The 24,443-nt window shown below is 52.9% G+C and carries 21 protein-coding genes; 17 read left to right on the forward strand and 4 right to left on the reverse strand.

Translation table 11 applies throughout. From position 1 onward, the window contains the following. Complete coding sequence (locus tag NSQ80_RS10025) at positions 1–786, forward strand: ABC-2 family transporter protein (protein WP_339302128.1); 786 nt, start codon at positions 1–3, stop codon at positions 784–786. 402 nt (positions 787–1,188) lie between these two features. On the opposite strand, the gene NSQ80_RS10030 is transcribed toward NSQ80_RS10025, so the two are convergent. Both NSQ80_RS10030 and NSQ80_RS10035 read right to left on the reverse strand, forming a co-directional pair. Continuing rightward, entirely contained in the window at positions 1,189–2,238 is a 1,050-nt protein-coding gene (locus NSQ80_RS10030; protein ID WP_323076518.1) for an iron ABC transporter permease, read from the reverse strand. Beyond that, positions 2,238–3,218 carry an iron ABC transporter permease gene (locus NSQ80_RS10035; RefSeq protein ID WP_009223228.1) on the reverse strand — a complete coding sequence of 327 codons (981 nt, stop codon included), beginning with the start codon at positions 3,216–3,218 and terminating at the stop codon, positions 2,238–2,240. The genes NSQ80_RS10030 and NSQ80_RS10035 overlap by 1 nt, the downstream gene beginning before the upstream one ends. A 198-nt stretch (positions 3,219–3,416) precedes the next feature. Here NSQ80_RS10035 and NSQ80_RS10040 point away from each other — a divergent pair, with 198 nt between their 5' ends. Beyond that, positions 3,417–4,463 carry an iron-siderophore ABC transporter substrate-binding protein gene (locus tag NSQ80_RS10040; protein WP_260069964.1) on the forward strand — a complete coding sequence of 349 codons (1,047 nt, stop codon included), beginning with the start codon at positions 3,417–3,419 and terminating at the stop codon, positions 4,461–4,463. Positions 4,464–4,466: 3 nt separating this feature from the next. Here the strand turns inward: NSQ80_RS10040 and NSQ80_RS10045 are convergent, their stop codons facing one another. Continuing rightward, on the reverse strand, positions 4,467–5,339 hold the full coding sequence (locus NSQ80_RS10045) for a YitT family protein (protein ID WP_009223230.1): 873 nt from the start codon (positions 5,337–5,339) through the stop codon (positions 4,467–4,469). Between the two features lie 146 nt (positions 5,340–5,485). Here NSQ80_RS10045 and NSQ80_RS10050 point away from each other — a divergent pair, with 146 nt between their 5' ends. The 12 genes from NSQ80_RS10050 to NSQ80_RS10105 all read left to right on the forward strand — a co-directional run bounded on the left by NSQ80_RS10050 (position 5,486) and on the right by NSQ80_RS10105 (position 19,712). Then, complete coding sequence (locus NSQ80_RS10050; protein WP_009223231.1) at positions 5,486–5,776, forward strand: alpha/beta-type small acid-soluble spore protein; 291 nt, start codon at positions 5,486–5,488, stop codon at positions 5,774–5,776. A gap of 36 nt (positions 5,777–5,812) precedes the next feature. Further along, a complete protein-coding gene (gene glsA, locus NSQ80_RS10055; RefSeq protein ID WP_009223232.1) occupies positions 5,813–6,754 on the forward strand; it encodes a glutaminase A in 942 nt (313 codons plus the stop codon). Between the two features lie 144 nt (positions 6,755–6,898). After that, complete coding sequence (locus tag NSQ80_RS10060) at positions 6,899–8,215, forward strand: extracellular solute-binding protein (RefSeq protein ID WP_260069965.1); 1,317 nt, start codon at positions 6,899–6,901, stop codon at positions 8,213–8,215. Between the two features lie 75 nt (positions 8,216–8,290). Next, a complete protein-coding gene (locus NSQ80_RS10065; RefSeq protein WP_339302129.1) occupies positions 8,291–9,067 on the forward strand; it encodes a Nif3-like dinuclear metal center hexameric protein in 777 nt (258 codons plus the stop codon). A gap of 14 nt (positions 9,068–9,081) precedes the next feature. Continuing rightward, positions 9,082–11,157, forward strand: a complete 2,076-nt coding sequence (locus NSQ80_RS10070) for an alpha-glucuronidase family glycosyl hydrolase (RefSeq protein WP_339302130.1) — start codon at positions 9,082–9,084, stop codon at positions 11,155–11,157. A gap of 113 nt (positions 11,158–11,270) precedes the next feature. Then, the gene (locus NSQ80_RS10075) at positions 11,271–12,233 is read left to right on the forward strand and encodes a sugar ABC transporter permease (protein ID WP_009223236.1); all 963 of its coding nucleotides are present in this window, start codon (positions 11,271–11,273) and stop codon (positions 12,231–12,233) included. Next, positions 12,230–13,072: a carbohydrate ABC transporter permease gene (locus NSQ80_RS10080; protein WP_009223237.1), complete on the forward strand. Its 843-nt coding sequence runs from the start codon at positions 12,230–12,232 to the stop codon at positions 13,070–13,072. The genes NSQ80_RS10075 and NSQ80_RS10080 overlap by 4 nt, the downstream gene beginning before the upstream one ends. Positions 13,073–13,168: 96 nt before the next feature. Then, positions 13,169–14,971, forward strand: coding sequence for a sensor histidine kinase (locus NSQ80_RS10085; RefSeq protein ID WP_036643810.1), 1,803 nt, complete (start codon positions 13,169–13,171; stop codon positions 14,969–14,971). A 55-nt stretch (positions 14,972–15,026) separates the two neighbouring features. Then, positions 15,027–16,646: a response regulator transcription factor gene (locus NSQ80_RS10090; RefSeq protein WP_323076520.1), complete on the forward strand. Its 1,620-nt coding sequence runs from the start codon at positions 15,027–15,029 to the stop codon at positions 16,644–16,646. A gap of 21 nt (positions 16,647–16,667) precedes the next feature. Continuing rightward, complete coding sequence (locus NSQ80_RS10095) at positions 16,668–17,771, forward strand: Gfo/Idh/MocA family oxidoreductase (protein WP_323076521.1); 1,104 nt, start codon at positions 16,668–16,670, stop codon at positions 17,769–17,771. 29 nt (positions 17,772–17,800) lie between these two features. Next, positions 17,801–18,874, forward strand: a complete 1,074-nt coding sequence (locus NSQ80_RS10100) for a Gfo/Idh/MocA family oxidoreductase (RefSeq protein WP_323076522.1) — start codon at positions 17,801–17,803, stop codon at positions 18,872–18,874. A gap of 73 nt (positions 18,875–18,947) precedes the next feature. Continuing rightward, complete coding sequence (locus tag NSQ80_RS10105; protein ID WP_009223242.1) at positions 18,948–19,712, forward strand: MerR family transcriptional regulator; 765 nt, start codon at positions 18,948–18,950, stop codon at positions 19,710–19,712. Between the two features lie 119 nt (positions 19,713–19,831). Here NSQ80_RS10105 and NSQ80_RS10110 read toward each other — a convergent pair whose 3' ends face one another. Next, positions 19,832–21,061, reverse strand: coding sequence for an aminopeptidase (locus NSQ80_RS10110; RefSeq protein ID WP_339302131.1), 1,230 nt, complete (start codon positions 21,059–21,061; stop codon positions 19,832–19,834). Positions 21,062–21,249: 188 nt separating this feature from the next. Between NSQ80_RS10110 and NSQ80_RS10115 the strand changes: the two genes are divergently transcribed. The 3 genes from NSQ80_RS10115 to NSQ80_RS10125 all read left to right on the forward strand — a co-directional run bounded on the left by NSQ80_RS10115 (position 21,250) and on the right by NSQ80_RS10125 (position 24,425). Further along, entirely contained in the window at positions 21,250–21,519 is a 270-nt protein-coding gene (locus tag NSQ80_RS10115; RefSeq protein ID WP_260069971.1) for a hypothetical protein, read from the forward strand. 259 nt (positions 21,520–21,778) lie between these two features. Beyond that, positions 21,779–23,224 carry a transposase gene (locus tag NSQ80_RS10120; protein ID WP_339302132.1) on the forward strand — a complete coding sequence of 482 codons (1,446 nt, stop codon included), beginning with the start codon at positions 21,779–21,781 and terminating at the stop codon, positions 23,222–23,224. A 346-nt stretch (positions 23,225–23,570) separates the two neighbouring features. Next, positions 23,571–24,425 carry an AraC family transcriptional regulator gene (locus NSQ80_RS10125; RefSeq protein WP_323076525.1) on the forward strand — a complete coding sequence of 285 codons (855 nt, stop codon included), beginning with the start codon at positions 23,571–23,573 and terminating at the stop codon, positions 24,423–24,425. The last annotated feature ends 18 nt before the right edge of the window (positions 24,426–24,443 follow it).

Consider the following 24,443-nt stretch of genomic DNA (forward strand, 5'->3'; position numbering starts at 1 on the left):
ATGTACTACTTAGGCCTCATGGGCGAATACTTGAAAAATTACATGAAAACCCGCACGACCTACCGCGCCGACTTTTGGGTGGAGGTCATTTCTGACCTGTTGTTTCAGGCGACGAACCTGATCTTTATCTTTGTGATCTTTATGCACACCAACAGCCTGGGCGGCTGGAGCGAGAGTGAAGTGGTGTTCGTTTACGGCTTCTTTATGGTGCCGTTTGGCGTGTTTAGCTGCTTCGTTAACCTGTGGAACTTCAGTGAGCGGTATATCGTGAAGGGGGAGATGGACCGGATCATGACGCGTCCGGCGTATAATCTGTTCCAGATCTTCCTGGAAAACGTTGATCCGCCAGCGCTCGTCGGCTCGATCATCGGGTGCATCATCATGCTGATCAGCGGCGGGCAGTTGGGGCTCAGCTTCGAGTGGTGGACGATCCCAGTGTTGCTGCTGTTTACGATTAGCGCAGTTGCAATTTATACGGGGATCTACACGACGTTGACGTCCCTGTCGTTTTATTCGGATGCGCCGACTGGTATCTTGCCGTTGATGTACAACGTGCAGGGGTACGGGCGCTACCCGGTGACGATTTACAACCGCGCAATTCAAGTGCTGCTGACCTGGATATTGCCGTTTGCCTTCGTTGGCGTCTATCCGGCTTCGTTGTTCCTGGAACGCGAGGAGATGTGGCGGATGGCTTGGTTAACCCCGCTGGTAGGCCTCGTCTTTCTGGCGATCGGCCTGACCGCTTGGAACTGCGGTGTCAAGCGGTACCGTGGGGCTGGATCGTAAACCTTAGATATGAATAAAGCCGGCGTCCCTGAGAGGGGTGCACCGGCTTTTGTTCATTCTCTTTATCCGATTCAAATGCAAAAGTGCAGTTCAATTTCGGTATTTGAAGCGGATTTGCGGTAAATCTCCTTTTTCAAATGCACTTTTGCATCTCACTCGCGCCAAACCGTGGGTTTAGCGCGTTTTTAAATGCACTTTTGCAGTTGGCCGCTAAGAAAGAGGGCCGGAAGCGCACAAGGGCTGATAGTATACGCGGGTTACTTGTTCACCGGGGCTGCAAGTACATACGAGTTACTAGTACACCCTGGCTGTGACTACACGCGATTTGCTAGTATACGTGAGTTGCTAGTCTACGTAAGTTGCAGTACATGCGGGTTGCTAGTACACGCAACCTGCTCGTATTTAGAACCGGTTCCGGTTCTTATACAGCAACACCATAAAGAACGGTGCACCAATAGCGGCGGTCAACACGCCGGCTGGCACGTCCCGCGGCAAAAAAGCCGTACGCGCGATCAGATCCGCTACGAGCAGGATCAATGCGCCGAGCAGCGCGCTGACCGGGAGCACGCCGGAGAAGGACGGCCCGGTCAGCCTGCGGGCCATATGCGGCGCCATCAACCCGATAAAGGAGATGGCCCCGCCAATCGCCACTGCAGATCCTGCCAGCGAAACGCTGAGCACGATCAGCAACAGGCGCTGCAGCTGGACGCGGGAGCCTACGCTGGTGGCGATGTCGTCGCCCAACGCTTGAATGTTGACCTGGCGGGCTTGCAGCCAAGTTAGAACGAGCAGCACGGCCGTCCAAGGCAGCAGCGTCAGCACATCGTTATCCCAGGAGACGCCATATATGCTGCCGGTCATAAACGTGAGCGACTGATTCGCCAGCTGCATCGGTCCGGAGATGATCAGCATAAACGACAACGACTTGATCGCGGCAGATACCCCGATCCCGATGAGGATGATTCGCAACGGGGAGGCCCCTTTTTTCCAAGCCAATACATATAAGAGCGCAGTAATGAAGAAAGCGCCAAGAATTGATGCAAGCGGCATCCAATGGATCGAGATCGTGCCCTGAAACACATAGATAAACAAAATCGCGCCAAGCGAAGCTCCCTCAGTTATTCCCGCAACATCGGGGGAAGCAAGCGGATTGCGGATCACGCCTTGCAGGATTGCACCGGCTACGGCCAGGGAAGCGCCAACCAGCACGGCAATAAAAATTCTCGGCAGACGGAGATTCACGACAATCACTTGTTCTCCCGGTTCAGCCATGCCAAATATGGCCTTCAAGACGGTCATCGGCGGGAGATATTGGCTGCTGACCCCTACGCTGATGATCATCATTCCGATACATAGGAGAGCAAGGAGCAGGCAGATCCACAGGATTCTCCTTTTTTTGGCCAGGAGAGACGAAGGAACAGAGAGCGATGCAGCTTTGTTGGATTTGGCCATCAGTTCTTCACCCCTCTTCTAGCGATGTATACGAAGAACGGAACGCCCAAGATTGCGGTCATGACGCCAACCGGAATTTCCTTTGGCATGGCGATGTATCTGGAGCCGATGTCAGCTGATACGAGCAGGATGGCACCCGTCAAGGCGCAATAGGGCAAAATCCAACGATGATCCGCCCCTACAAAATGGCGGATGATATGCGGGATGATAATGCCAACAAATGCGATGGGGCCAGCCACGGCAACAGAGCCCCCGGCAAGCAAGATGACGGCTGCTGCAGCTAATGCTTTAATTAAGCCCGTGCGTTGGCCAAGCCCTTGCGCGACGGTTTCTCCCATAGCTAACACGTTAAGTTGTCCAGCGAGCAAGAGGGCAAGAACCATGCCAATCCCCATATAAGGAAGTACGTTTAGAAGCTGCTCCGTCCCGCGCCCAGTCACGGATCCTACCAGCCAGACGAGCACCTGATCGAACATTTTGCCGTCGGAGAGCATAAGCCCTTGAGTCAACGAGTAAAAAAACGCTGCCATCGAAGCTCCTGCCAACGTAATCTTGATGGGCGTCATTCCGTCCCGTCCCAGGCTTCCGAGAAGAAACACCACCGCTCCGCTAAGGGCAGCTCCGATTAGTGCGACCCAGGTTAAGGCTTGTATTCCCGATAAGCCAAGCCAACCCGAAGCCAGGATAATAAAGAAAGCCGCTCCGGAATTCACGCCCAGCGTGCTGGGCGAAGCGATGGGGTTGCGGGTAATGACCTGCATCAATGCGCCCGCAACGGCGAGGCAGGCACCAACGGCAGCAGCGATGAAAGCGCGAGGTACGCGAGCCGTCTGAACGAGCAAGTGCTCATTGCTTCCGTTCGGATGGACAAATGATTCCCAGACGGTAGAAAATGGGATGTCCGTCACGCCGAAGCTGATACTGCATATGACGGCAGCGGCTAATACCAATGCGCAAATCAACAAGCCTAAACCTTTCATCGGACTAGATTACCCACTTTCTAGATCAAAAATAATAATGACCATTAAATCTTAGAAGATAGGGAAGAGTCTGTCAATGAGGCTGATAATCATTCTTAATTGTATTGACAAACCAAAGAGGGATGTCTTATATTCATGAAGATGATAATCATTATCACTTAATTAGAACGCCATATTTTCTAAAGGGGAGAACGAACAATGAACAATACTCATACTAAAAAAACGAACCGCAGGCGCATTGCCTTATGGGCTTTCGCAGTGATGGCGCTGGCACTTGTCGTTGCGGGATGCGGGAATAGTAATACGCAAGGATCGTCCGGCAATACCGATACCAAGAACAGTGCGGCAGCCGAGAACCAAGCGGGAGGCAACAGCACGAATAACACGACGGATGACAAACGGGTCGTTAAACATGCGATGGGGGAAACGGAAATCACAGGCACCCCGCAAAAAGTTGTGGTTTTGACGAACGAAGGTACGGAAGCGCTGTTGGCGCTGGGAATCAAGCCGGTTGGCGCTGTGCGCTCCTGGCTGGGGGATCCGTGGTACCCGCATATTCAGGACGAGATGGAGGGTGTAACGGTGGTTGGTGAGGAAAGCCAGCCGAACCTTGAGCTGATCGCTGGCTTGAAGCCTGACCTCATTATCGGGAACAAGATGCGCCAGGAGAAGGTATATGAACAACTGCAGGCGATTGCACCTACTGTGATGTCCGAGGATTTGCGCGGCAATTGGATGAGCAATTTCAAATTGTATGCGGAAGCGTTGGGACTCACCGATAAAGGCAATGAGCTGCTGGCTGAATTCGATGCACGGATTCAAGACTTTAAGGCTAAAGCCGGAGATAAATTGAACGAAACCGTATCCGTCGTTCGCTTTATGGATGGGAAAACCCGCGTTTACCATACGAACACGTTCTCGGGGATTATTTTTGAACAGCTGGGTATTGCCAGAAACGCCATGACACTGAACGCCAAAGATACGTTTGTGGATGAAATCACCAAAGAACGGCTGCCTGAGGTAGAGGCCGACCGAATTTTCTACTTCACTTACGAAACCGGCGACGGAAATGCGAGCCAAACCGAGCAAGATTGGACAAACGATCCGTTATGGAAGAACCTAAGCGCCGTCAAGAACGGCAAAGCCTACAAAGTTGACGACGCGATCTGGAATACCGCCGGCGGGATCAAAGCGGCCAATTTGATGCTGGACGACTTGTACAAATTTTATGAACTTGAAAAGTAAAGATTATTGAACCGGCCTTGAGAACCGTCCGACAATCTCCGTGGATTGAACCACATTCATGAATGCGTGAGGGTCTGTACTAACCACAGCTTTCCGGACGGCAGCTAGTTCGTATCGGGTTGTCACGGTCATTAAGGTATAGTTTTTCTCTTCGTGATACCCGCCTTCAGAACTGAGGCAGGTAATGCCGTGATGCAGCTTGCGCAGTTGGCAGAGCATCTCGTCTTTACGCTTCGTAATGATGAAGCAGGTGACCTTGATATGACCAACATGGATCATATCGACGACTTTCCCTTTGACGAAGGTCGATAACATTGAATACAGGGCTAGATCCCAGCTTTGAAAAAAGCCAAGCGCTAGAATAACGAGCCCGTTAAGCAGAAAGAGGATGTTCCCCATGGGGACGTCCTTTTTTCGTGTGACGATGGATCCAAGAATATCAAACCCGCCGGTCGAGCCGCCAGCCCGCAGCGAAAATCCGATGCCCGCTGCAGAGATGATTCCGCCGAATACCGCGGCTAGAATCGGATCTCGGGTGACTTTCACCTCGGGGATGATGGAGATAAACCAGGTGGTGCTGACAACAGAGATACAGCTAAGCACGATATAACGGCGTCCCACCGCTTTCCAGCCCCATATTATCAAGGGTACATTAATCAAAAAGTAGACAAGCGAGATATTCCATCCCGTCAAATACACGATGATGGAAGCAAGGCCTGTGACGCCCCCGGACAATAGTTTATGCGGAATCAGGAACAAATTGAGCCCTACTGCTACAAGTACGGCGGACAGCAGAATGACGCCGATCTCCTGCGTAGGCTTTAGGCATGCTCGAAGCGGTTTTTCAATCATCGGACGATACTGGTCCAAATTCATAACTGATGCCTTCCTTAAAAATATCGTTTATAAAATATGATTATCGGCTTAAATTATCTTTTTTATCACATCAACCGACTATGACTTATCTCACCGCTTACTGGGAATCTTATTGGATAATTCTCACTTGAAAGCGGGGGATATCCATGGTACAACCAAAGGGAAGTGGCGGGAATGGCCGTCAAGAGACGGACCCGGCGCTTCGCCTGAGCCGGTTTAAGGCGGAAGTCATGATGAATGAGGGATACAATATACCTCAAGAGCGGCCGGATGACGTGAAATATGAAGTTGCCCAATCGTTAGGAGTTCCACTCCGCGAAGGCGATAACGGTGATTTGACGACCGCGAAGGCCGGCAAGGTTGGCGGTGTGATCGGCGGGGCGATGGTCAAGGAAATGATCCGCTTGGCTAAACAACGCTTAAACAATCAGCAGTAAGATAGGTTACCAGAGAAAAATGCAGGAGGGTTCACCATGGCTGTGAATGAATGGGAACAACTGAAGCTCCACCTGGATAAGTGGGTGGAAGAGTGCCGAGAAACCAGCGCTGCAGGCAAGGTTGCGGAGTATATCCCTGAGCTGTCAAAGGCGAAGCCGGATATGCTCGGGATTCATATCCTGGATGCCAAGGGGCGATCCATCTCCGCAGGCGAAGCCCAGGACAGTTTTACGATGCAGAGCATTTCGAAGGTGTTCACGTTGATTCTGGCGCTCATGGACCATGGGGAATCCGCGGTATTTTCCAAGGTAGGCATGGAACCGACCGGCGATCACTTTAACTCCATCATGAAGCTGGAGTTGGTGCAGCCGGCGATTCCGTTTAACCCGTTAATTAATGCCGGCGCTATCGTGGTATCCTCCATGATTAAAGGGGAGAATGCGGAGGCGAAATCGGCGCGGATCTTGGCTTTCTTTCGCGAGTTGGCCGGCAATCCCAACCTGGAATACGATATGCAAGTATACATTTCAGAATCGAAGACGGCGCATTTGAACCGATCAATCGCTTATTTTTTGCTGGATAAAGGAGTGTTGGGCTGCGGCGTTGATGAGGTGCTGGACATCTACTTCCGCCATTGCGCGATTAAGGTCTGCTGCGCGGATTTAGCGCGGATGGCGCTGGTCCTGGCCTTCGACGGGAAGGACCCCTTGACGGGCAAGACGCTGATACCTAGAAGGTATGTGCAAATCGCCAAGACGTTTATGGTCACCTGCGGGATGTACAACGGGTCCGGGGAATTTGCCATCGAAGCTGGGCTTCCGGCGAAGAGCGGCGTATCCGGCGGGATCTTGACGCTTGTGCCCGGACGTTACGGGATTGGTGTGGTCGGGCCCGCACTCAATTCCAAAGGCAATAGCATTGCGGGCGTGCAATTAATTGAACGGCTGTCGCAAACGTTGGATTGGAGCCTATTTTAATATGGAAAGGGCAGACTTTGGTGAATAAACATTTTCGGGCAATTTTAAAACAAATTGTGCATTGCTCTCATACCCACTTCCGTTTGGAGTCGTTACTATAAAGGATGTAAACAGATATTTACGATTTAAATGGGAGGGTTATCAATGTTTAAATGGAAGCGTTTACTGACGACGCTGGTAGCGGTTACCATGGTTGGGGCGCTGGCTGCCTGCGGCGGCGGTACGAACGGTAATGCAGCTAAACCGGCAGGAGCGGCTGGGGAAGGCAATGCCGCAACTAGCACGGGCAGTGAGCCGGTGAAACTGCGGATTATGTGGTGGGGGGCGCAGGAACGGCATGAAGCCACCTTGGCAGCCCTTGATTTGTACACGAAAAACCATCCGAACGTCACCTTTGAACCGGAATACTCCGGGATGGACGGTTACTTGGACAAGCTGTCAACCCAGGCAGCGGCGAAAAATGCGCCGGACATCATCCAACTCGATCCAGGCTGGACACCGGACTGGGCGAGCCGCAAGCAATTGGCTCCTCTGGATGGGGTTGACGTATCGAAGATCGATCCGAAGCTGTTAGCCGGCGGACAACTGGATGGAACGCAATACGCTGTTCCTCTTGGTTCGGTGGCATTCGGGATGATTTATGATAAAGCCGCGCTGGACAAGCTGGGCGTCAAAAATCCGGAAAACGGCTGGACTTGGGATGATTTCTTCGCACTGGCGAAGGAGCTGAAAGGCAAGCTGCCAAGCGGTCAGTATTTTACAAAAGATTATGCAGCCAACTACTTCATGTACTCGGCTTATCAGTATAGTAAAGGCAAAGGAACGGTCATTACGGAGGATGGGAAGTTTAACATCGATGAAGCTTCCTTCCTGGAATGGACCAAGCATTTTGAAGAGCTGCGCAACGAAGGGTTAGTACCGCCGGCGGACGTCAACTCCTCTGACAAAGAGTTCGATCCGCAAATGGACCTGATGGTTGCCGGAAAAATTTTGTTCCGTTACAGCTTCTCCAACAACTACGGTGCATGGGACAGCATCAAGCCAGGCGCTTACGCGCTCGTTACGATGCCGCGAGCCGAGGAAGCCGGCGGTTGGCTGAAGCCGTCGATGTACCTGGCCGTGTCCGACAACTCCGAGCATAAGGCAGAGGCAGTAGAGTTTATCAACTGGTTCGTCAATGATCCGGAAGCTTCGAAAATCCTGAAAACCTCGCGGGGCTTGCCGGTCAACAAGGATAACGCGGCAGCGCTGGAATCCAGCATGAGCGATGTGGATAAGGTAGGCATGGAGCTGCTCCGCGCTACTGAGAAAGACGGCCAAACTTGGACGGCCGGTGCAGGGGGCTGGACGAACTATATCGATAAGGACTTTCCTCTGGTACATGATCAGCTGAGCTTTGGCAAGATCACTCCAGAAGAAGCCTACAAGCAGTTGAAAGAAGCAGCTATGGCTTACGAATAAGACTTACATTCGACTTCAGCCCGGAACAGGATTCTCGTTCCGGGTTGATTTTTACCAGGGAAGGGGGAGGTATAGATGCTGCGCATCCAAGATGTTCTGGACCGGCTAACAGCGGCCCAGCCTACCGTGGACGGTTTAGTCTGCGGCAAGCCGGAGACACAAGTGCGCGGAATCGCCGTCACGTTTATGGCAACGCAAGCAGCCATCGAGCAGGCGGCTTCGCTGGGAGCGAACCTGTTGATTTCGCATGAAGGGGTATTTTACAGCCATCGACCGGACGGGAACAAGTTGCTGGAAGAGGATCCCGTTGCCCGGCATAAGCTGCAGCGACTGAAGGAGCTGGACCTTGCGATTTATCGGTATCATGACGGCATTCACCGAGAGACGCCGGACGGCATTACGGCCGGGTTGATCGAGGAGCTCGGTTGGCAGGATGCAGTAGGGGAATATCGCCCGGCTTCCGCAGTGTTAGATCTGCCAGCAGCGACCCTTAAGGATTTGGTCAGCTTGTTGAAACGGAAGCTGAATCTTCCGTTTATCCGATTCACGGGCAATCCGGATATGGGATGTCGGAAGGTCGGAGTGCTGGTTGGCTACCGGGGCGGCGGCGAGCTGGCAATCCCGCTGCTGGGAGAGGTCGACTTGATCATCGCCGGCGAAGGCCCGGAATGGGAAGCGCCCGAGTATGTACGGGACGCCGTTTATCAAGGCCGGGAGAAGGCGATGATTTTCCTTGGCCACGGTCCCAGCGAAGCACCTGGAATGAGGCGGTTAGCCGGCAAGCTCCGCGTGGCTTTCCCGACCCTTCCGGTGCATGTGATCGAAAATGAAACGTTATTTCAATGGAGATGACAGGGGGAGATTCCATGAACAAATCAACCACAATGACGGAAGTTGGGTATGATGCCTGGCTTCGATACCGGAGTATTGAGCCGGGGGAGAGACAGGCAGAGTTAAATCGATTTGGCGGCATCGTCGTCGAAGGCACCGATGAACCGGCAGCGCATACTGCGGCTCAGGAGCTGTCGAGAGGCTTATCCCAAATGCTGGAGCGCGAGATTTCCATCATCGAGAGTGCGGGGGATACCCCTTGTTTTGTGCTGGGGTTGTTGGGGCATAGTCCAATCCTGGATGCGGTGTTCTCGGAAGGGAAGGCCGCTTTGAAGCTGGGTCGGGAAGGGTATGCCCTGCGGCATGAACCGGGCTCCGGTCGGATCGCCATTGGCGCGGAAAGTACCTCCGGTTTATTGTACGGCGTGTTTGACTTGCTGCGCCGCCTGGGGAGCGGACAGTCGCTGCAAGGGCTGAATATTTCGGAACGTCCGGTGAATGGGCTGCGGATGCTGAATCACTGGGACAACATGGACGGAAGTATTGAGCGCGGCTATGCCGGTTCTTCGATTTTTTATGAAGATAACCAGTTTACGAAGAACCTGGAGCGCATTACCGATTATGCGCGGCTGTTGGCCTCGACGGGCATCAATGCGATTTCCATCAACAACGTCAATGTGCACCGGATCGAGACCGGGCTGATTACGAAGGCATTTTTGCCGGATGTAGCGAAGGTGGCCGAGATCTTCCGCAATTACGGCATCAAGCTGTTCCTTAGCATCAATTACGCGGCTCCGCTGGAAATTGGCGGCTTATCCACCGCCGATCCGCTTGACCCGGAGGTCGCGGCATGGTGGCGGGAGCGCGCGGACGAGATTTATCAGGCGATCCCGGACTTTGGCGGGTTCCTGGTGAAGGCGGACTCGGAGAACCGGCCGGGGCCGTTTACGTATGGCAGGGATCATGCTGACGGCGCCAATATGCTGGCCGAGGCACTGGAACCTTACGGCGGGCTTGTGATTTGGCGTTGCTTCGTCTACAACTGCAAGCAGGACTGGCGGGATCGCAAGACGGATCGAGCACGGGCCGCCTACGATCATTTCGTCCCGCTCGATGGACGGTTTAAAGAGAACGTGATTTTGCAGGTCAAAAACGGTCCGATTGACTTCCAAGTGCGCGAGCCCGTATCGCCGCTGCTGGGCGCGATGCCAGCGACAAACCAGATGATCGAGTTCCAAATCACGCAAGAATATACCGGGCAGCAGCGCCATGTCTGCTACCTCGTTCCCCAGTGGAAAGAAGTGCTGGACTTCGACACCCATTTGAAGGGCGAGGGCTCAACCGTCAAACGGATCGTAGACGGTACGCTGCATGGTTCCCGTTACAGCGGGTTCGCCGCGGTTTCCAATATCGGGGACGACGCCAACTGGACCGGCCATCTGCTGGCACAGGCGAACCTTTATGGCTATGGGCGGCTGGCCTGGAATCCGGACCTCAGTTCCGAAGCGATTGCGGAGGAGTGGATTCGGCTCGTATTTGGGAGCGACGAACGGGTCATCCAGGTGATTCTTCGTATTTTGATGGATTCCTGGAGCATTTACGAAAGCTACACGGCTCCGCTGGGCATCGGCTTTATGGTGAATCCGAACCATCATTATGGCCCGAACGTCGACGGCTATGAATACTCGATGTGGGGGACGTATCATTTTGCCGATTGCCACGGGATCGGTGTTGACCGGACGAAAGCCACGGGGACGGGGTATACCTCGCAATACGTAGAGCCAAATCAAAGCTTATACGAAACGCTGGAGACTTGTCCCGACGAGCTGTTGCTCTTCTTCCACCATGTGCCGTACACCCACGTGCTCCAATCCGGCAAGACGGTGATTCAGCATATTTACGATACCCATTTTGAAGGGGTGGAACGAGCCGAGAAGCTGGTGGAGCTATGGGCTGGTCTGTCCGGCTTGATCGAAGAGCCGCTGCATCAGCAGGTCGCCAAGCGATTGGCGGAGCAAGCGGAGCATGCCAAGGAATGGCGGGATCAAATCAACACGTATTTCTATCGCAAAAGCGGAATTGCCGATCAGCAGGGGCGGCGGATTTATTAAGATTTTTTTCGTGATATTTTAAAAGATTTCGAGGATTCCTCTTCTACAACCGGCCGTGGGCCCGCCCTATACTTGAGCTATAAGCACTCAGAAACTGCAGAGGTGAAGCAAGCATGAAAAGTTCCGCGGCCTTGGGCTTAAAAGACGCGCCAGCCATCAACAAGCGCCGGATCTTCCTCAAACGATGGAATGCTCCGGTGGCCGGCTATTTATTTATTTCACCGTGGCTGCTCGGGTTTCTCGGGCTGACCGCATATCCGCTGATTTTATCGCTGTACTACTCGTTTACGGACTACACGCTGTTGGAACCGATCAACTGGGTGGGGACCAAAAACTACGAGCTGATCTTTACGGCGGACTCCAAATTCGTGACTTCGGTCAAGGTCACGTTCCTGTACGTTTTGGCTTCGGTTCCTCTGAAGCTGATCGCGGCGCTGCTTGTCGCTTTGGTGTTGAACCGGGCGGTGCGGGGGATTGGGCTGTACCGCACGGCGATTTACTTCCCGTCGCTGATCGGTGGCAGTATCGCTGTATCGCTGCTCTGGCGTAATATTTTTGGCGTGGACGGGATCTTTAACAAAATTATCGGAGCGTTTGGCTTCGAGGGGAAAGGCTGGATCACCAGTCCCGATACGGCGTTAAGTACGCTCGTGCTGCTCACGGTCTGGCAGTTCGGTTCGTCGATGGTCATCTTCCTGGCAGGGCTGAAGCAAATCCCGGGTGATCTGTATGAGGCTTCCGCTGTGGACGGCGCCGGAAAGTTTCGCCAGTTCTTCAACATCACGCTGCCGATGCTGTCGCCGGTATTGTACTTCAACCTGGTGATGGGCGTCATCAACGCGTTCCAAATGTTTACGTCAGCGTTTGTGATCACGAACGGCGGCCCGATGAATTCAACGTATGTGTATGCGCTTTATTTGTACGAGCGGGCGTTTAGCCGGTACCAGCTTGGTTATTCGTCGGCACTGGCCTGGATCATGCTGGTGATGATTGTGATTGCCACGTTGATCATTGCAGGAACTTCGAAATATTGGGTGTTCTACGAAACGGAACCTGAAGGGAGAAATGGCAGATGACCTTTAAATGGAAGCCGCTGGTCCGGCACCTCTTTATGATTCTGTTTAGTTTGGTCATGGTCTATCCGGTGCTGTGGTGGATCGGCGCGTCGCTGAAGACGAACGGCGAGCTGGCTTCGCCGAATATTTTCCCTTCGGTTCCTCAATGGAGCAACTTCGTTAAGGGCTGGAATTCGGTGCCGGGTCACACCTTCACCGACTTCTACCTGAACACCTTCGCCTTGGAGGCGGCGGTGATTGCAGCGACGCTGGTATCCAGCACGCTCGTTGCGTTTGGGTTCGGGAGATTGAATTTTCCTTTGAAAAACCTCTGGTTCTCCTTGTTTATGCTTACCTTAATGATGCCGGGGCAGGTGCTGATCATTCCGCAATACGCTTTGTTCCACCAGCTTGGTTGGGTGAACACGTATTTGCCGTTTATCGTGCCACATATGCTTGCGGGCGGTGCGGGCGGGACGTTCTTCGTCTTCCTGCTGATCCAGTTCGTGCGCGGCATTCCTAAGGAGTTGGATGAATCGGCGAAAATCGACGGCTGTTCGTGGTTCGGCATCTACTTCCGGATCGTCATGCCGCTGATGGTTCCGGCGATCGTGACCGTCACCATCTTCTGCTTCTTGTGGAACTGGGACGATTTCCTCGGACATCTGCTGTATCTTAATTCGGTAGACAAGTATACGGTCAGCCTGGCGCTGCGAATGATTAACGATTCCCAGTCGGCCCAGGAATGGGGACAACTGCTGGCAATGTCACTCGTCTCCATCATTCCGGCTACCTTGATCTTTATGTTCTTGCAAAAATACTTCGTCGAAGGGATTGCCACAACCGGAATAAAGGGATAAGGGTGGCGAATGGCCAATTATATTACGGTAAAGCGTGAACGATCTTCGCAGCTTTACCGTTTTTTCCTTACACCTGAAGGGAGTGCAGCCTTGCGTATGACGAATCCGTTTAAAAAATTTCGGATCGACAGCTTGTTTTTTCGCAGTTTTTCCATCTTTATGGTGGCCGTCTTGGCCTGTATCGCCTGGGCCAGCTATCGCATTTCATCCAACGAGCTGGCCAAAACCAGCTCCCATTATCAGCAGCTGCTGCTGGACGAGCTGAATAATGAAATTACCACCCGGCTGGTGATGATCGAGCAAATTTCGCTGTCGACGTCCCGCGATAACGAGTTGATTACGTTCCTGCGCGACCGGCAGGATGAATACGACCGGCACCGCCGGTCCGTGAGCGTGGAGCGCGCCTTAGCGAATCTGACTTATTCGATTCCGATCATCCAAGGAATCGACTTATATATGGAGCGTCCGCTGCGCGGGGATGCCAACAGCTATATCCAGTTTCGTGGTTTGAGCGATCTGGCCAAGCAAGATTGGGCGGAGGCGCTCGACAAGAACGATTTCGCTTGGGTTAGTGAGCATGAAATACCCAGCTTCCAAGGGAATGTGCGGGTGCTCAGCTTCGCGCGCAAAATCGTCGAGGAAGACAAATACCTTGGTGTACTCGTCGTCCATGTCAAAGCGAAAGAGATTGAACAACTATTAGCCGGACATTCTGCGCCGGCCAACCGGATGATGATCGACACGTTGGGGCAGCTGACGTTGAAAACCGGGCTGGTGCCTGAGCATGCCGAGTTATCACAATGGATCAATGTGAAAACCGACCAATCCGGGTACGTTCATATCCGGGGAAATAAAGAGCTGGGGGATTCGCTGCTGGTGTATTCCAAGATGCGGGATTCCCATTGGATGCTCGTGGAAGTCACGCCTTGGAGTGAAATTACGAGCGGCGGCTTTCGTCTGGCTTTGGTTATCGGCGTGATTGGGGTCATCGCCATTTTGTTTGTCCTGCTGTTGACCCTTTACTTAAGCCGCCAATTTACAAAACCAATCAAACAGCTTGTGACCGCAATGCGGCAGTATTTCGTAGGCGATAGAGACGAAACAGGCAGCGGCGGGCATCCCGTTGATCTGCCCAACGATTACGAGAACGAGTTTGGTTATCTGTTCGACGGCTATCGCAAGCAGATGGAGCAGATTGAAGAGCTGTACCGCTCGCTGCGGCGGCGATACGAGCAGCAGCGCAAAGCGGAAATCGAAGCGTTGCAGGCCAATATCAATCCGCATTTTCTGTATAATATGCTGGATCAGTTGAACTGGATGGCGATTGAGGCCGGGCAGGACGAGCTTAGCCGGATTCTCGAGCTGATGGGCCGGATGTTTCGGATTGGCTTATCCAACGGCAACAGCTTTATTACCATTGGCGAGGAACTGGAGCATATCCACTGTTACCTGGAAATTCAACAGCTTCGCTGGCAAGCCGGCGGCGGCGGTGAACTGGAATATACGATCGATGCCCCGTTCTCTGTTCAGGAGTTGTTTATTCCGAAGCTGACGTTGCAGCCGTTCGTGGAGAATGCCATCGTCCACGGTTTTAACGGTCGTACACAAGGGAAGTTGTGGATCACGCTGGAGGAGCAGTCTGACCGGCTCGTGATTACGATCGATGACGACGGCGCTGGACTGCAGCAGGCCGTGCCCCGCGAGCGCAAGCGGAGAACGGGGGGCTACGGCATCCGCAATGTGAAGGAGCGGATCGCAGGTTACTTTGAAGGCGCTTACGGCGTGGAGTTATCTCAACGGGAAGAAGGAGGCACCCGTGTCGTGATTACGCTGCCGAAGCTGCTGGAGCCCCCGGTGCCCCAGTTCATTGAACCGCTTGAACCCGGACCGGCCGCGTGAGCCGCATGTCCGTGCCAGACATCTTGGAGGAGAACAGTCAAGGAGGTAGTTGAGGGTGTGGAAAATCGCCATCATTGATGATGAACGCCAGGTGCTGCAAGGGATGAAACGGGCGATTCCGTGGGAACAGCTCGGGGCGACCTGGGTTGGGGAAGCCCAGAACGGGAAGGACGGGCTGGATGTAGTCCGGCAAACGAATCCGGATATCGTCATCACGGACATTTATATGCCGGCGATGAATGGCATTGATATGATTGAGCAGCTGCGGAAGGAAGGGTATGACGGCAAGGTCATTATTTTTAGCGGCTATTCGGATTTCGAACATGCACGCCAAGCGCTGCGCTTTAATGTCAGCGATTATGTCTCCAAGCCGATCAGCATGCCAACGCTGAAGTCGATTCTGGGTAAGGTGATCGATGAGTTGGCCAAGGAGGAAGAGATTCGCCGGAAGCAGGGCGAGATGGAGCGGAAGCTGAGTCTGTATGAGCCGTTCATCGAGAAGGAGTGGGTCCGCTCTGCGGTCGTCGGAACGCTGGACAGCTCGTACCGCGAGGCAGGGCGTTTGCCGGAGCCTTATCGATATTGGACGGATCATCGGCACGTGACGATTGGTATCGATCTCGTCCGGGATGCGCGCGTCGGCCAATTTTCATTGTCGGACTGGAACCTGTTCCGCTTTGCGATCAGCAATATTGTCTGCGAGGTGGCCCGCAAAAGGTTCGGGACCGTGGAATATACCGAGCTGCACAGCACAAGGGCTGTCTTGATCGTCCACCCGCGTCCGGATGAGCCAAAGCAATTGCTGGAGAGAAAGCTGCATGAGCTGGGCGTAAAGCTGATCGATGCGATCAAAAGCTATCTCAAGCTGGTCGTCCGCGTCGGAATTGGGGGTGTCAAGCCGCAATGGCAGCACATCCCGGATTCAACGGAGGAAGCGTTCCGGGCCATCGACATGAGGTTGGGGCGGCGGGATTCTACGTATGCGTTATATGCCTATCAGGACGAAGAAGACGGAAAAACGGCAGCGGCGAGTTTATTTTCAGTGAAATTTTATGTGGAATTGGCTTCTGCATTAAAGGCGTCCCAGGAAGCCGAAGCTAAGAAGCTAGTGGCCGATTACATGAACCGGCTGGAGCTGCAGAAGGCGATGACCCCTGAAACGGTGCAGATTTTTGCCTGCGAGCTGTGGGGGGTATTTACGTATTGCCTCTATGAAACGGGAGTTCTGCTGAATGATCTTGTACCTGAAGAGCAGATCACCAAGGAGTTGGTGGGCTTAACCGGTCTGGAGCAGCTCACCGAATGGTTGTCGGATAAAATTACGCTGATCTGCAGCAGCCGCCAATGGCGGGGGAACAGCAAGCACCGGCAGGTGGTGGATTACATGACCGGTTATATTCACGAGCATTATGCTGAGGACATTACGCTGGCGGAGTTGTCGGAGAAGCTTTACATTTCCCGCAACCATTTGTCCATCATCTTCAAAAACATAACCGGCGAAACGTTCAACAACTATTTAACCCGCGTTCGGATCGAAAAAGCACGCGAGCTGCTGCTGCAGCGCAATATGCTCGTTTATGAGGTGGCCGAACAGGTCGGCTATAAGAACGTGCCTTATTTCAGCACACTGTTTAAAAAAATCACCGGCATGAGTCCAACGGATCTGATCAAATAAGACACAGGGGAGAGAGAAATCATGATTAACATCGCCATCATCGGCACTGGGTCGATTGCAAGTACCCATCTTGAGGCGTTTGCCCGCTTTAGCGACCGTTGCCGGATCACGGCGCTGGTCGATCGGAGCGGAGGAAAGGCGTACCAGCTCAAAGAGCGTTTTGGCCTGGATTGCGCGGTCTATTCGGATTACAAGGAAGTGTTGAACTTAGATTCGGTGGATTTAGTATCGATTTGTACGCCGCCATCTACCCATGCAGACATTGCGTCGGATTTTCTGCTGGCAGGCAAACATGTCCTGGTGGAAAAGCCGATGGCCCCGTCGCTGTCCGAATGTGATCGGATGCTGGAGGCAGCAGCTCAAGGCCAGGCGCTCTTGTCCGTCGTGGGGCAAAACCGCTTTTATGATCCGATTCGCCGGGTGAAGCGGGTGATCGATGCCGGTTTAGCGGGCCGCATCGTCCACACTGAAGCAAATTCCTATTGGTGGCGCGGCCGCAGCTATTACGATGTGGAATGGCGGGGGACATGGGAAAATGAAGGCGGAGGCTGCGTCATGAACCACGCGGTGCATCATCTGGACCTGCTGCTATGGCTTAGAGGGATGCCATCTAGAGTCCACGCGGTCACCGCCAATACTTCGCACCGGAATTCCCAGGTCGAGGATTTGTCCATCGCGGTCTTGGAGTATGCAGACGGCGGTTTAGCTCAAGTGACCAGTTCCGTCGTTCATCATGGCGAAGAGCAACGGCTTGTTTTTCAGGGGGAGCGGGCTAAGGTGGGAATTCCATGGCAGTTGTATGCCTCGGAGGAAGGGGACGGCGGATTTCCGAGGCGGAATCCAGATCTGGAGGCGGAAATCCAACGAGCAGCCGAGGAGGTCGCACCGCTGCCATACACCGGGCATGCCGGGCAAATTGACGATGTGCTGCGCGCCATTGAAACGGGCTCTCGGCAGGTGCTGATCGACGGGAACGAGGGGCGAAACACGATCGAGCTGATCATGGCGATATATGAATCTGCCGCAACCGGGAAGCCGGTTACGTTGCCGTTGTCCAAAGATTCGATCTATTATTCACGGGAGAGTATTATCGGCCGAGCACCTCGGTTTCACCAACAGGCTTGAGTCTATGATCATGGAGGAGGGAATCTGGCATGGCCATCACATTTAGCATCATCGGCGGAGCGGGCTTTCGTGCCCAATATTATTTACGGATTGCCAAGGCGATGCCGGATCGGTTCCAAATCGGTGGCCTGGTCGTCCGCGACGAAGCGAAGGCGTTGGCGATGGAGCGGCAATGGGGCGTGCGGACGTACCGCTCGGTGAGAGCCCTGCTTCAGCAAGAGCAGCAGGATTTTATGGTTCTGTCGGTGAGCGGCTCGGAGATGCTGCCTTACCTGCTGCAGCTCGCAGAAACGGGGATTCCCGTCCTCTCGGAAACCCCGCCGGCAGCCGACCTTGCGGGACTCGAACTGCTGTATGCAAAGCTTGGGCAAAGCGGCGCAAAGATCCAGGTGGCGGAGCAATATCATTTACATCCGATCCAGCAGGCCAGACTCAAGTTGATCGAAACGGGACGGCTGGGGCGGATTACCGAAGCAACCGTCTCTATCTCCCATTTATACCACGGTGTCAGTCTGATTCGCCGGCTGCTGGGAGTTTCTTTTGAGGAAGTGCGGATTCGCGCCATGCGGTTTGAATCAAGTTGGGTACAGGGGCCAACACGCAGCGGTCCGCCTACGGAGGATCGGCTCGTCCCTTCGTTACGAGAACTGGCATGGCTTGATTTCGGCGACCGGTTGGGGATCTATGATTTTACCCGCGATCAGCATCGCTCCTGGATTCGCTCCAATCATTGCTGTGTCCGCGGCGAACGCGGTGAAATCTTCGATTCGCGGGTATTCATTCAGCAGGAAGATACCACCCCGCTGCAACTGGAGCTGAAACGGGTGAATAAGGGCGAGCTGGAGAACCAGGAGGGATATTTTCTGCAAGGCATTCTCTGCGGGGAGCAGTGGCTGTATACCAATCCGTTTGCGCCGGCTAGATTATATGATGATGAGCTGGCGATTGCGACCGGCCTGATGAAGATGGGCGAATATGTTCAAGGCGGGCCGGAGTTTTACGGATTGTGGGAGGCTGCACAGGATCATTATCTCGGAATGATGATTGAACGGGCGGCGCTTACTGGGGAAACGGTGGTTGCTGCACGTCCGAGCTGGGCCTAAATTTTCCTTGAAAAAAGATTTGACCTTCACGTTACGTTAACGTTTATCATGAGTGTTGTCAGGAGGTGAGCTTGTGGAATACACCATTCAGAAGCTGGGGAATCTTGCAGGGGTCAGTACCCGGACGCTGCGTTATTACGATGAGATCGGACTACTGAAGCCGGCCAGAACGAACTCGTCGGGATATCGCATTTACGGTCGTCGGGAAGTCGATCTGCTGCAGCAGATTTTATTCTATCGGGAACTTGGCCTTAGTTTGGAAGATATCCGGTCCATCGTCACCGATCCCGGATTCGACGGTACCCGCGCGCTGAAAGAACATCGGAATCAACTCCTTGACAAACGCAAGCAACTCGACGCATTAATCGCCAATGTGGAAAAAACGATCGCGTCGCATGAAGGGAGAATCACGATGCAAGATCAAGAAAAATTTGAAGGCTTCAAGAAGCAGTTGATCGAGGAGAACGAGCGTAAATATGGCCGGGAGATCCGGGAAAAATATGGGGTAGACACGGTGGAGAAATCCAATCGGAAGCTGATGAATATGACCAAAGAGGAATACGAAAAGGTGACGCAGCTGGAGAACGAAGTAAAAGCCACGTTAGCCGAAGCCATCAAGACGGGCGATCCCGCCGGTGAACTTGCGCAGAAGGCCGCAGATTTGCACAAGCAGTGGTTGACGTTCTACTGGAGTGATTACAGCAAGGAAGCCCATGCCGGGCTGGCGCAAATGTACGTCGATGATGAGCGTTTTAAAGCTTATTACGACAAGGATCAGCCGGGTGCGGCTGAGTTCCTGCGGGATGCGATTCAAATCTATACCGGGATGAAATCATAAGAAATAGCTCTCCTTTCCGTTTGTCGGGGAGGAGAGCTGTTTTTTGTTGGAGCAGGGTGTGGTTTACGGTTTTCGGTTTACGGTTTACGGTTTACGCACTACGCCTTACGTCTTACGTCTTACGCCCAGTTCCCGTTGCGGAATACCGGCTCGATCGTCCCGTCGGCCAGCTCGCCGTCAATGTTGAGCTCGGCGGAGCCGATCATAAAGTCTACATGTGTTAGACTGACGTTGGCTCCTCTAGCGAGCAGCTCTTCTTTGCTTAGCTTGGCGCCGTTTTCGATATTTACCGGATAAGCGCTGCCCAAGGCGAAATGGCAAGATGCGTTCTCGTCAATCCCGGTGTTATAAAAGATCCGGTTTAGTCTTGAGATCGGCGAGTCATGCGGCACCAGGGCGATTTCACCGAGATAATTGGCTCCCTCGTCTGTTTGGAGCAGGTTCTCCATATGCTCCCGTCCGGATTTGGCGTCGAAACTTACGACTTTACCATCCTTGAACGTCAGCGTTAAGCCTTCGACAAGTTGGCCGTTCAAATTCAGCGGCATTGTGCTGGCTACGGTCCCGTTCACCCCGGTACGGTGCGGCATCGAATAGATTTCCTCCGTCGGCATATTGGCGACAAAATAGTTCCCCGCCTCATTGTAATCCCCTCCTCCCAGCCATAGATGGCCTTCGGGTAACTCGACTTGGAGATCGGTGCCCGGTGCGCGGTAATGCAGCTTTTTGTACCGTTTGGCATTCATATGCCCTTGCCGTTCTTTCAACTGCTGGATATGCTCGTGCCAGGCGGCTATCGGATCCACGCGGTCAACGCGGTTCATTTGAAAGACGGCTTCCCACATGGCCGGGATCCGCTGTTCTTCGGGCAAATCGGCAAACACTTTGTTTGCCCAAGCTTTCGTTGGTGCTTTGATCAGCGACCAGGTGATCCGGTTATTGCGTGTTTGGGCGGAATGCTTCTCCCGCGCTTTCGCTGCCGCTTTGACTGCGGTAGACACCTTGGCTGAAGGGATGCCCCGGAACAGCTCCGGATCCGGTACCTTAATCCGAAGGATCGCGCCGCCTTCCTCTCCGAACTGTTCCGCCATATCCGCGAGCCACTGCGGATAGTAGGACAAGGATTCGTCCGTGGCATGCTCGTAGCGGATGCGGGTAATTTGCTCGTCTTCCCAGTCGACGTGGACGTATTTGGCTCCGGCGTCGTAGGCTTTGGCCACCAGCAGGCGGGTGAAGTCCACCGTTTCCAGCGGTGCTGTCAGCATCAGGTTTTGGCCGGGATGGATATTCACGCCGACCCGGATGACCAATTCGGCGTATTTTTCAAGAAGTACCTCGAAAGCTTCCATCAATGTAATCCTCCAGTATGCACAGTTTTTCAAACCAAACAAAACTTATTGTAGCACGAACCGGAGGGGAGTGAAAAAGAAAGAGCCGGAAAACTCAGGGGTTCCATCGCGGATATCCAATGGATTGTGCATGATTTGAGCTTTAGTTTCACATCCTAACCTCATCATTGCTTGAGGAGGAACTGAACATGGAAAATCCATTTTCCAGCATGCAATCTCAAAATCCGATTTCACTTGCACAGCAGTCGGTTAAAAAAGCGCATCGCGCAGTAACCCAAGCTCAATCGCATCCTCGTGAAGAAACGGTGGAGGGTGCCCGCAATGCGATCGAAAAAGCGGAAAACGCCATCGCCCAAGCCGACGGCCGGATGAATCCCGAGCCGATGGAGCGGGCCAAAGAGGATCTAGCCGAGGACCAAGCGGCATTGGCGGAAGTGGAAAACCAATTACATTCTTGAAGAACTGGTGTATGGGAAAAAAGCCGGTGGTGTACCCCTGATAAGATGGGGACGGACCGGCTTTTTGGTTGTTATGAAGGGAGGGGGGCGCCCTCCAGCGATAGATGTTTTATCCCCGAAGCGGAAAACTGTAAAAGAAGTCAATTTCATAATTTGTAACCCCTTGTGGGATAAGGTTTTTCAGCATGTAAAAAAGGAGTACCTCCCCAAAATCTCGAAGTAAAGGTTACCACACCAACCACGAGAAAGGAGTACTCCCATGTATGGTATTCAACAAGCAGAGCTATTTTCCTTCGAGGAATTAATGGGAATGGCGGATGAGGCAAAATACAGTGCCATTCTGGAACACGTCCCCATGGGGATCATCCTGCATGCCGTTAGCAAAAAAAGTACCCGCGGCCGCTCCGAAAGTTTAAATACCAGAGCGATGATGTATTCCCTCATTATTGGAAAACTGGAACATATCCGCTATACGAAAGATCTGATCAAGCGTCTGCGAACCAGCTCCGAATTCAGAAGGTTATGCCGCTTTACCGATTCGGACCGGGTACCGAGTGAAGCCGCCTATTCCCGCCTTGTAGCCAGGCTGGCTCAAAGCGGCGTACTGAGACACGTTCTGGATACAGTGGTAGACCAGGCAATTGCCGCAGGGTTTCTTTCGGGTGAGGTTCTGGCAATAGATTCGTCCCACATTGAGGCCTTCGACCGAAATTCGAAGCTGGATCAAGGGAAGACGACGACTTCTTCCAGCCCTCTCGTTGACGAAGACCCTGCCTTGTTCTCCGCGGACACATGCACGCCGTCCCAGGAAGCCAAGCCGGAGAAGCCCAAACGTTCCAAACGCGGGAGAATCCCGAAAGCGGAATGGGACGAGTGGCGGAAGCAAATGGATGCTTACGAAGCGTCGCTTGGTTTCTTCGAACGGGGAGTAGCCGACATGTTGCCAGCCAGTTACGAAGAACTCGCCCGCGATATGCCGCAATACCCAAGCACTGGCGCAAAAGGCGATCCGCGAGGCACCCACCGCGTGAAATTCTGGTACGGGTACAAGGCGAATCTGCTCGTCGACACGGCAAGCCAATATATTGTTGCCGGCGAGACCTGCTCCGCTCATGTCAGTGACCAGAGACCGGCCATTATGCTGCTGAAGCGACTTCAGGAGCGATTTCCGGATCTGCAGGTTAAGCACGTTTTGGCTGATAAGGGCTATGACGGCGAAGCGGTATACCGACAAATCCGCAAGTTAGGTGCTTTTCCGATTATCCCGTTAATTCACCGCACCAAGCTGCCTTTGAAGGAAGACAAATATTATCGTCCGCTGTGTGAACAAGGCCATCCGTACCGTTATGACAGCTACGACCCCAAGGGGGGCAACGTGAAATTTACCCGTCCGAAAGAATGCAAGGAATGTCCGCTGCAAGCTACAGGTTGCCAGAAGGTGTATAAAATCCGGATAGAAACCGACGTCCGCAAATACACAGCACCTGGCCGGGGAAGCGAGAAGTTTGCCGAATTGTTTAAGCAGCGGACCGCTATTGAACGCGTCTTTGCATATCTGAAGTTATACTTTGGCATGGGCACTACACGAAGGCTCAAAAAACGTGCGTTCGTCGATCTCGAACTAAGTTACCTAGCGTACAATGTGTCTAAATATGCGCTGGATTATTTGAACATGAACATCCGTTTGACCAAACAAGCCGCGTAACTTTTTTTGAAAATGTACACCTCGAAATTGGTTACCTGCAGTAGCTAATAAATTGAATTATGAAATTGACTTTTTTTGCAGTTATATGATGAGTAAGTGCGTGAATAATTGAGTCGAGTGGGGTCGTGCGATCATATTCTAATTTACGTAATAAATATTATGTTTACTAATGGTGATTGCCGTACTATACCTAATCGAACACAGTATGTGCTAGAAACAGCGTATGACTAGAAACAGCCTATGTCTTATAAACAACCCATGTCCTAGAAACAACCTAACTCGATGATATAATCTAATTCAAATAGATTAGATTACCGAAATTGAAGCGAGTAAAGAGGGATGGATCATGGGAGCGATTTTTCATTATAATCCGGATCGGCCGTTTCGCGAGTCACCGGACTTGTATTTGTGTTATTGGGGAAAAGAACGGTGCGCTCCGCTTCATTCCTTTGGCCCGGGTGTCCGTGATATCTACAAAATTCACTTTATCCATTCAGGACGAGGGATTGTGAAAGTTGAGGGAGAAACCTTCGAGCTGACCGGCGGGCAAGCTTTTCTCGCTTATCCTGAACGGGTCATCTTCTATCAAGCGGATGAGGTGGACCCTTGGACGTATTCCTGGATCGGCTTCAACGGGGAACAGGTGGCGGAGATTTTAAGCCGTACCCGGTTGACCCCGGCATCGCCTGTATTTCCCATGGATACGCATTTGATGCCGCAACTGTATGAGTTGCTTAACGAAGCAGAGGAATCGAATACGACGCGCGATTTGCGCCTGCAAACGTTGCTGTATGAGTTTATGACCCTGCTGGTGGAGCTTGTCCCTGCATCAGGGGATGCGGATTCGACAAGGACGCAAGCCAAGGATGCGTACATTCATCGTTGCCTTGATTTTCTGCACAGTCATTATAGTGAGGAAATGAGCGTCGGCCAGCTGGCTGCGATCGTCGGTCTGGATCGGAAATACTTATCGTCTTTATTTAAGCGGGCTACCGGAATGCCGCCTCAGCAATACTTGCTGAAGTATCGAATGGAGAAAGCCTGCGCCCTGCTGCGCAACGGTCATTATTCCATCGCGGAAGTGGCGCGTTCTGTGGGTTATCAGGATGCTTTATTGTTCTCCAAAATGTTCAAAAAAACGGTAGGCACCTCGCCTTCCGACTACCGCGAGCAATGGCAAAAATCAGACATTATGCCATAGAGATCATCCATGCTGATA

Source organism: Paenibacillus sp. FSL K6-2441 (genome assembly GCF_037964765.1).
GTDB classification, from domain to species: domain Bacteria; phylum Bacillota; class Bacilli; order Paenibacillales; family Paenibacillaceae; genus Fontibacillus; species Fontibacillus phoenicis.

What these genes read in the sequence shown, in the direction of transcription:
- NSQ80_RS10025 (WP_339302128.1), top strand. Translation starts at nt 1, where the DNA reads ATGTACTACTTAGGCCTCATGGGCGAATACTTGAAAAATTACATGAAA.
- NSQ80_RS10030 (WP_323076518.1), bottom strand. Translation starts at nt 2,238, where the DNA reads ATGGCCAAATCCAACAAAGCTGCATCGCTCTCTGTTCCTTCGTCTCTC.
- NSQ80_RS10035 (WP_009223228.1), bottom strand. Translation starts at nt 3,218, where the DNA reads ATGAAAGGTTTAGGCTTGTTGATTTGCGCATTGGTATTAGCCGCTGCC.
- NSQ80_RS10040 (WP_260069964.1), top strand. Translation starts at nt 3,417, where the DNA reads ATGAACAATACTCATACTAAAAAAACGAACCGCAGGCGCATTGCCTTA.
- NSQ80_RS10045 (WP_009223230.1), bottom strand. Translation starts at nt 5,339, where the DNA reads ATGAATTTGGACCAGTATCGTCCGATGATTGAAAAACCGCTTCGAGCA.
- NSQ80_RS10050 (WP_009223231.1), top strand. Translation starts at nt 5,486, where the DNA reads ATGGTACAACCAAAGGGAAGTGGCGGGAATGGCCGTCAAGAGACGGAC.
- glsA (WP_009223232.1), top strand. Translation starts at nt 5,813, where the DNA reads ATGGCTGTGAATGAATGGGAACAACTGAAGCTCCACCTGGATAAGTGG.
- NSQ80_RS10060 (WP_260069965.1), top strand. Translation starts at nt 6,899, where the DNA reads ATGTTTAAATGGAAGCGTTTACTGACGACGCTGGTAGCGGTTACCATG.
- NSQ80_RS10065 (WP_339302129.1), top strand. Translation starts at nt 8,291, where the DNA reads ATGCTGCGCATCCAAGATGTTCTGGACCGGCTAACAGCGGCCCAGCCT.
- NSQ80_RS10070 (WP_339302130.1), top strand. Translation starts at nt 9,082, where the DNA reads ATGAACAAATCAACCACAATGACGGAAGTTGGGTATGATGCCTGGCTT.
- NSQ80_RS10075 (WP_009223236.1), top strand. Translation starts at nt 11,271, where the DNA reads ATGAAAAGTTCCGCGGCCTTGGGCTTAAAAGACGCGCCAGCCATCAAC.
- NSQ80_RS10080 (WP_009223237.1), top strand. Translation starts at nt 12,230, where the DNA reads ATGACCTTTAAATGGAAGCCGCTGGTCCGGCACCTCTTTATGATTCTG.
- NSQ80_RS10085 (WP_036643810.1), top strand. Translation starts at nt 13,169, where the DNA reads ATGACGAATCCGTTTAAAAAATTTCGGATCGACAGCTTGTTTTTTCGC.
- NSQ80_RS10095 (WP_323076521.1), top strand. Translation starts at nt 16,668, where the DNA reads ATGATTAACATCGCCATCATCGGCACTGGGTCGATTGCAAGTACCCAT.
- NSQ80_RS10100 (WP_323076522.1), top strand. Translation starts at nt 17,801, where the DNA reads ATGGCCATCACATTTAGCATCATCGGCGGAGCGGGCTTTCGTGCCCAA.
- NSQ80_RS10110 (WP_339302131.1), bottom strand. Translation starts at nt 21,061, where the DNA reads ATGGAAGCTTTCGAGGTACTTCTTGAAAAATACGCCGAATTGGTCATC.
- NSQ80_RS10115 (WP_260069971.1), top strand. Translation starts at nt 21,250, where the DNA reads ATGGAAAATCCATTTTCCAGCATGCAATCTCAAAATCCGATTTCACTT.
- NSQ80_RS10120 (WP_339302132.1), top strand. Translation starts at nt 21,779, where the DNA reads ATGTATGGTATTCAACAAGCAGAGCTATTTTCCTTCGAGGAATTAATG.
- NSQ80_RS10125 (WP_323076525.1), top strand. Translation starts at nt 23,571, where the DNA reads ATGGGAGCGATTTTTCATTATAATCCGGATCGGCCGTTTCGCGAGTCA.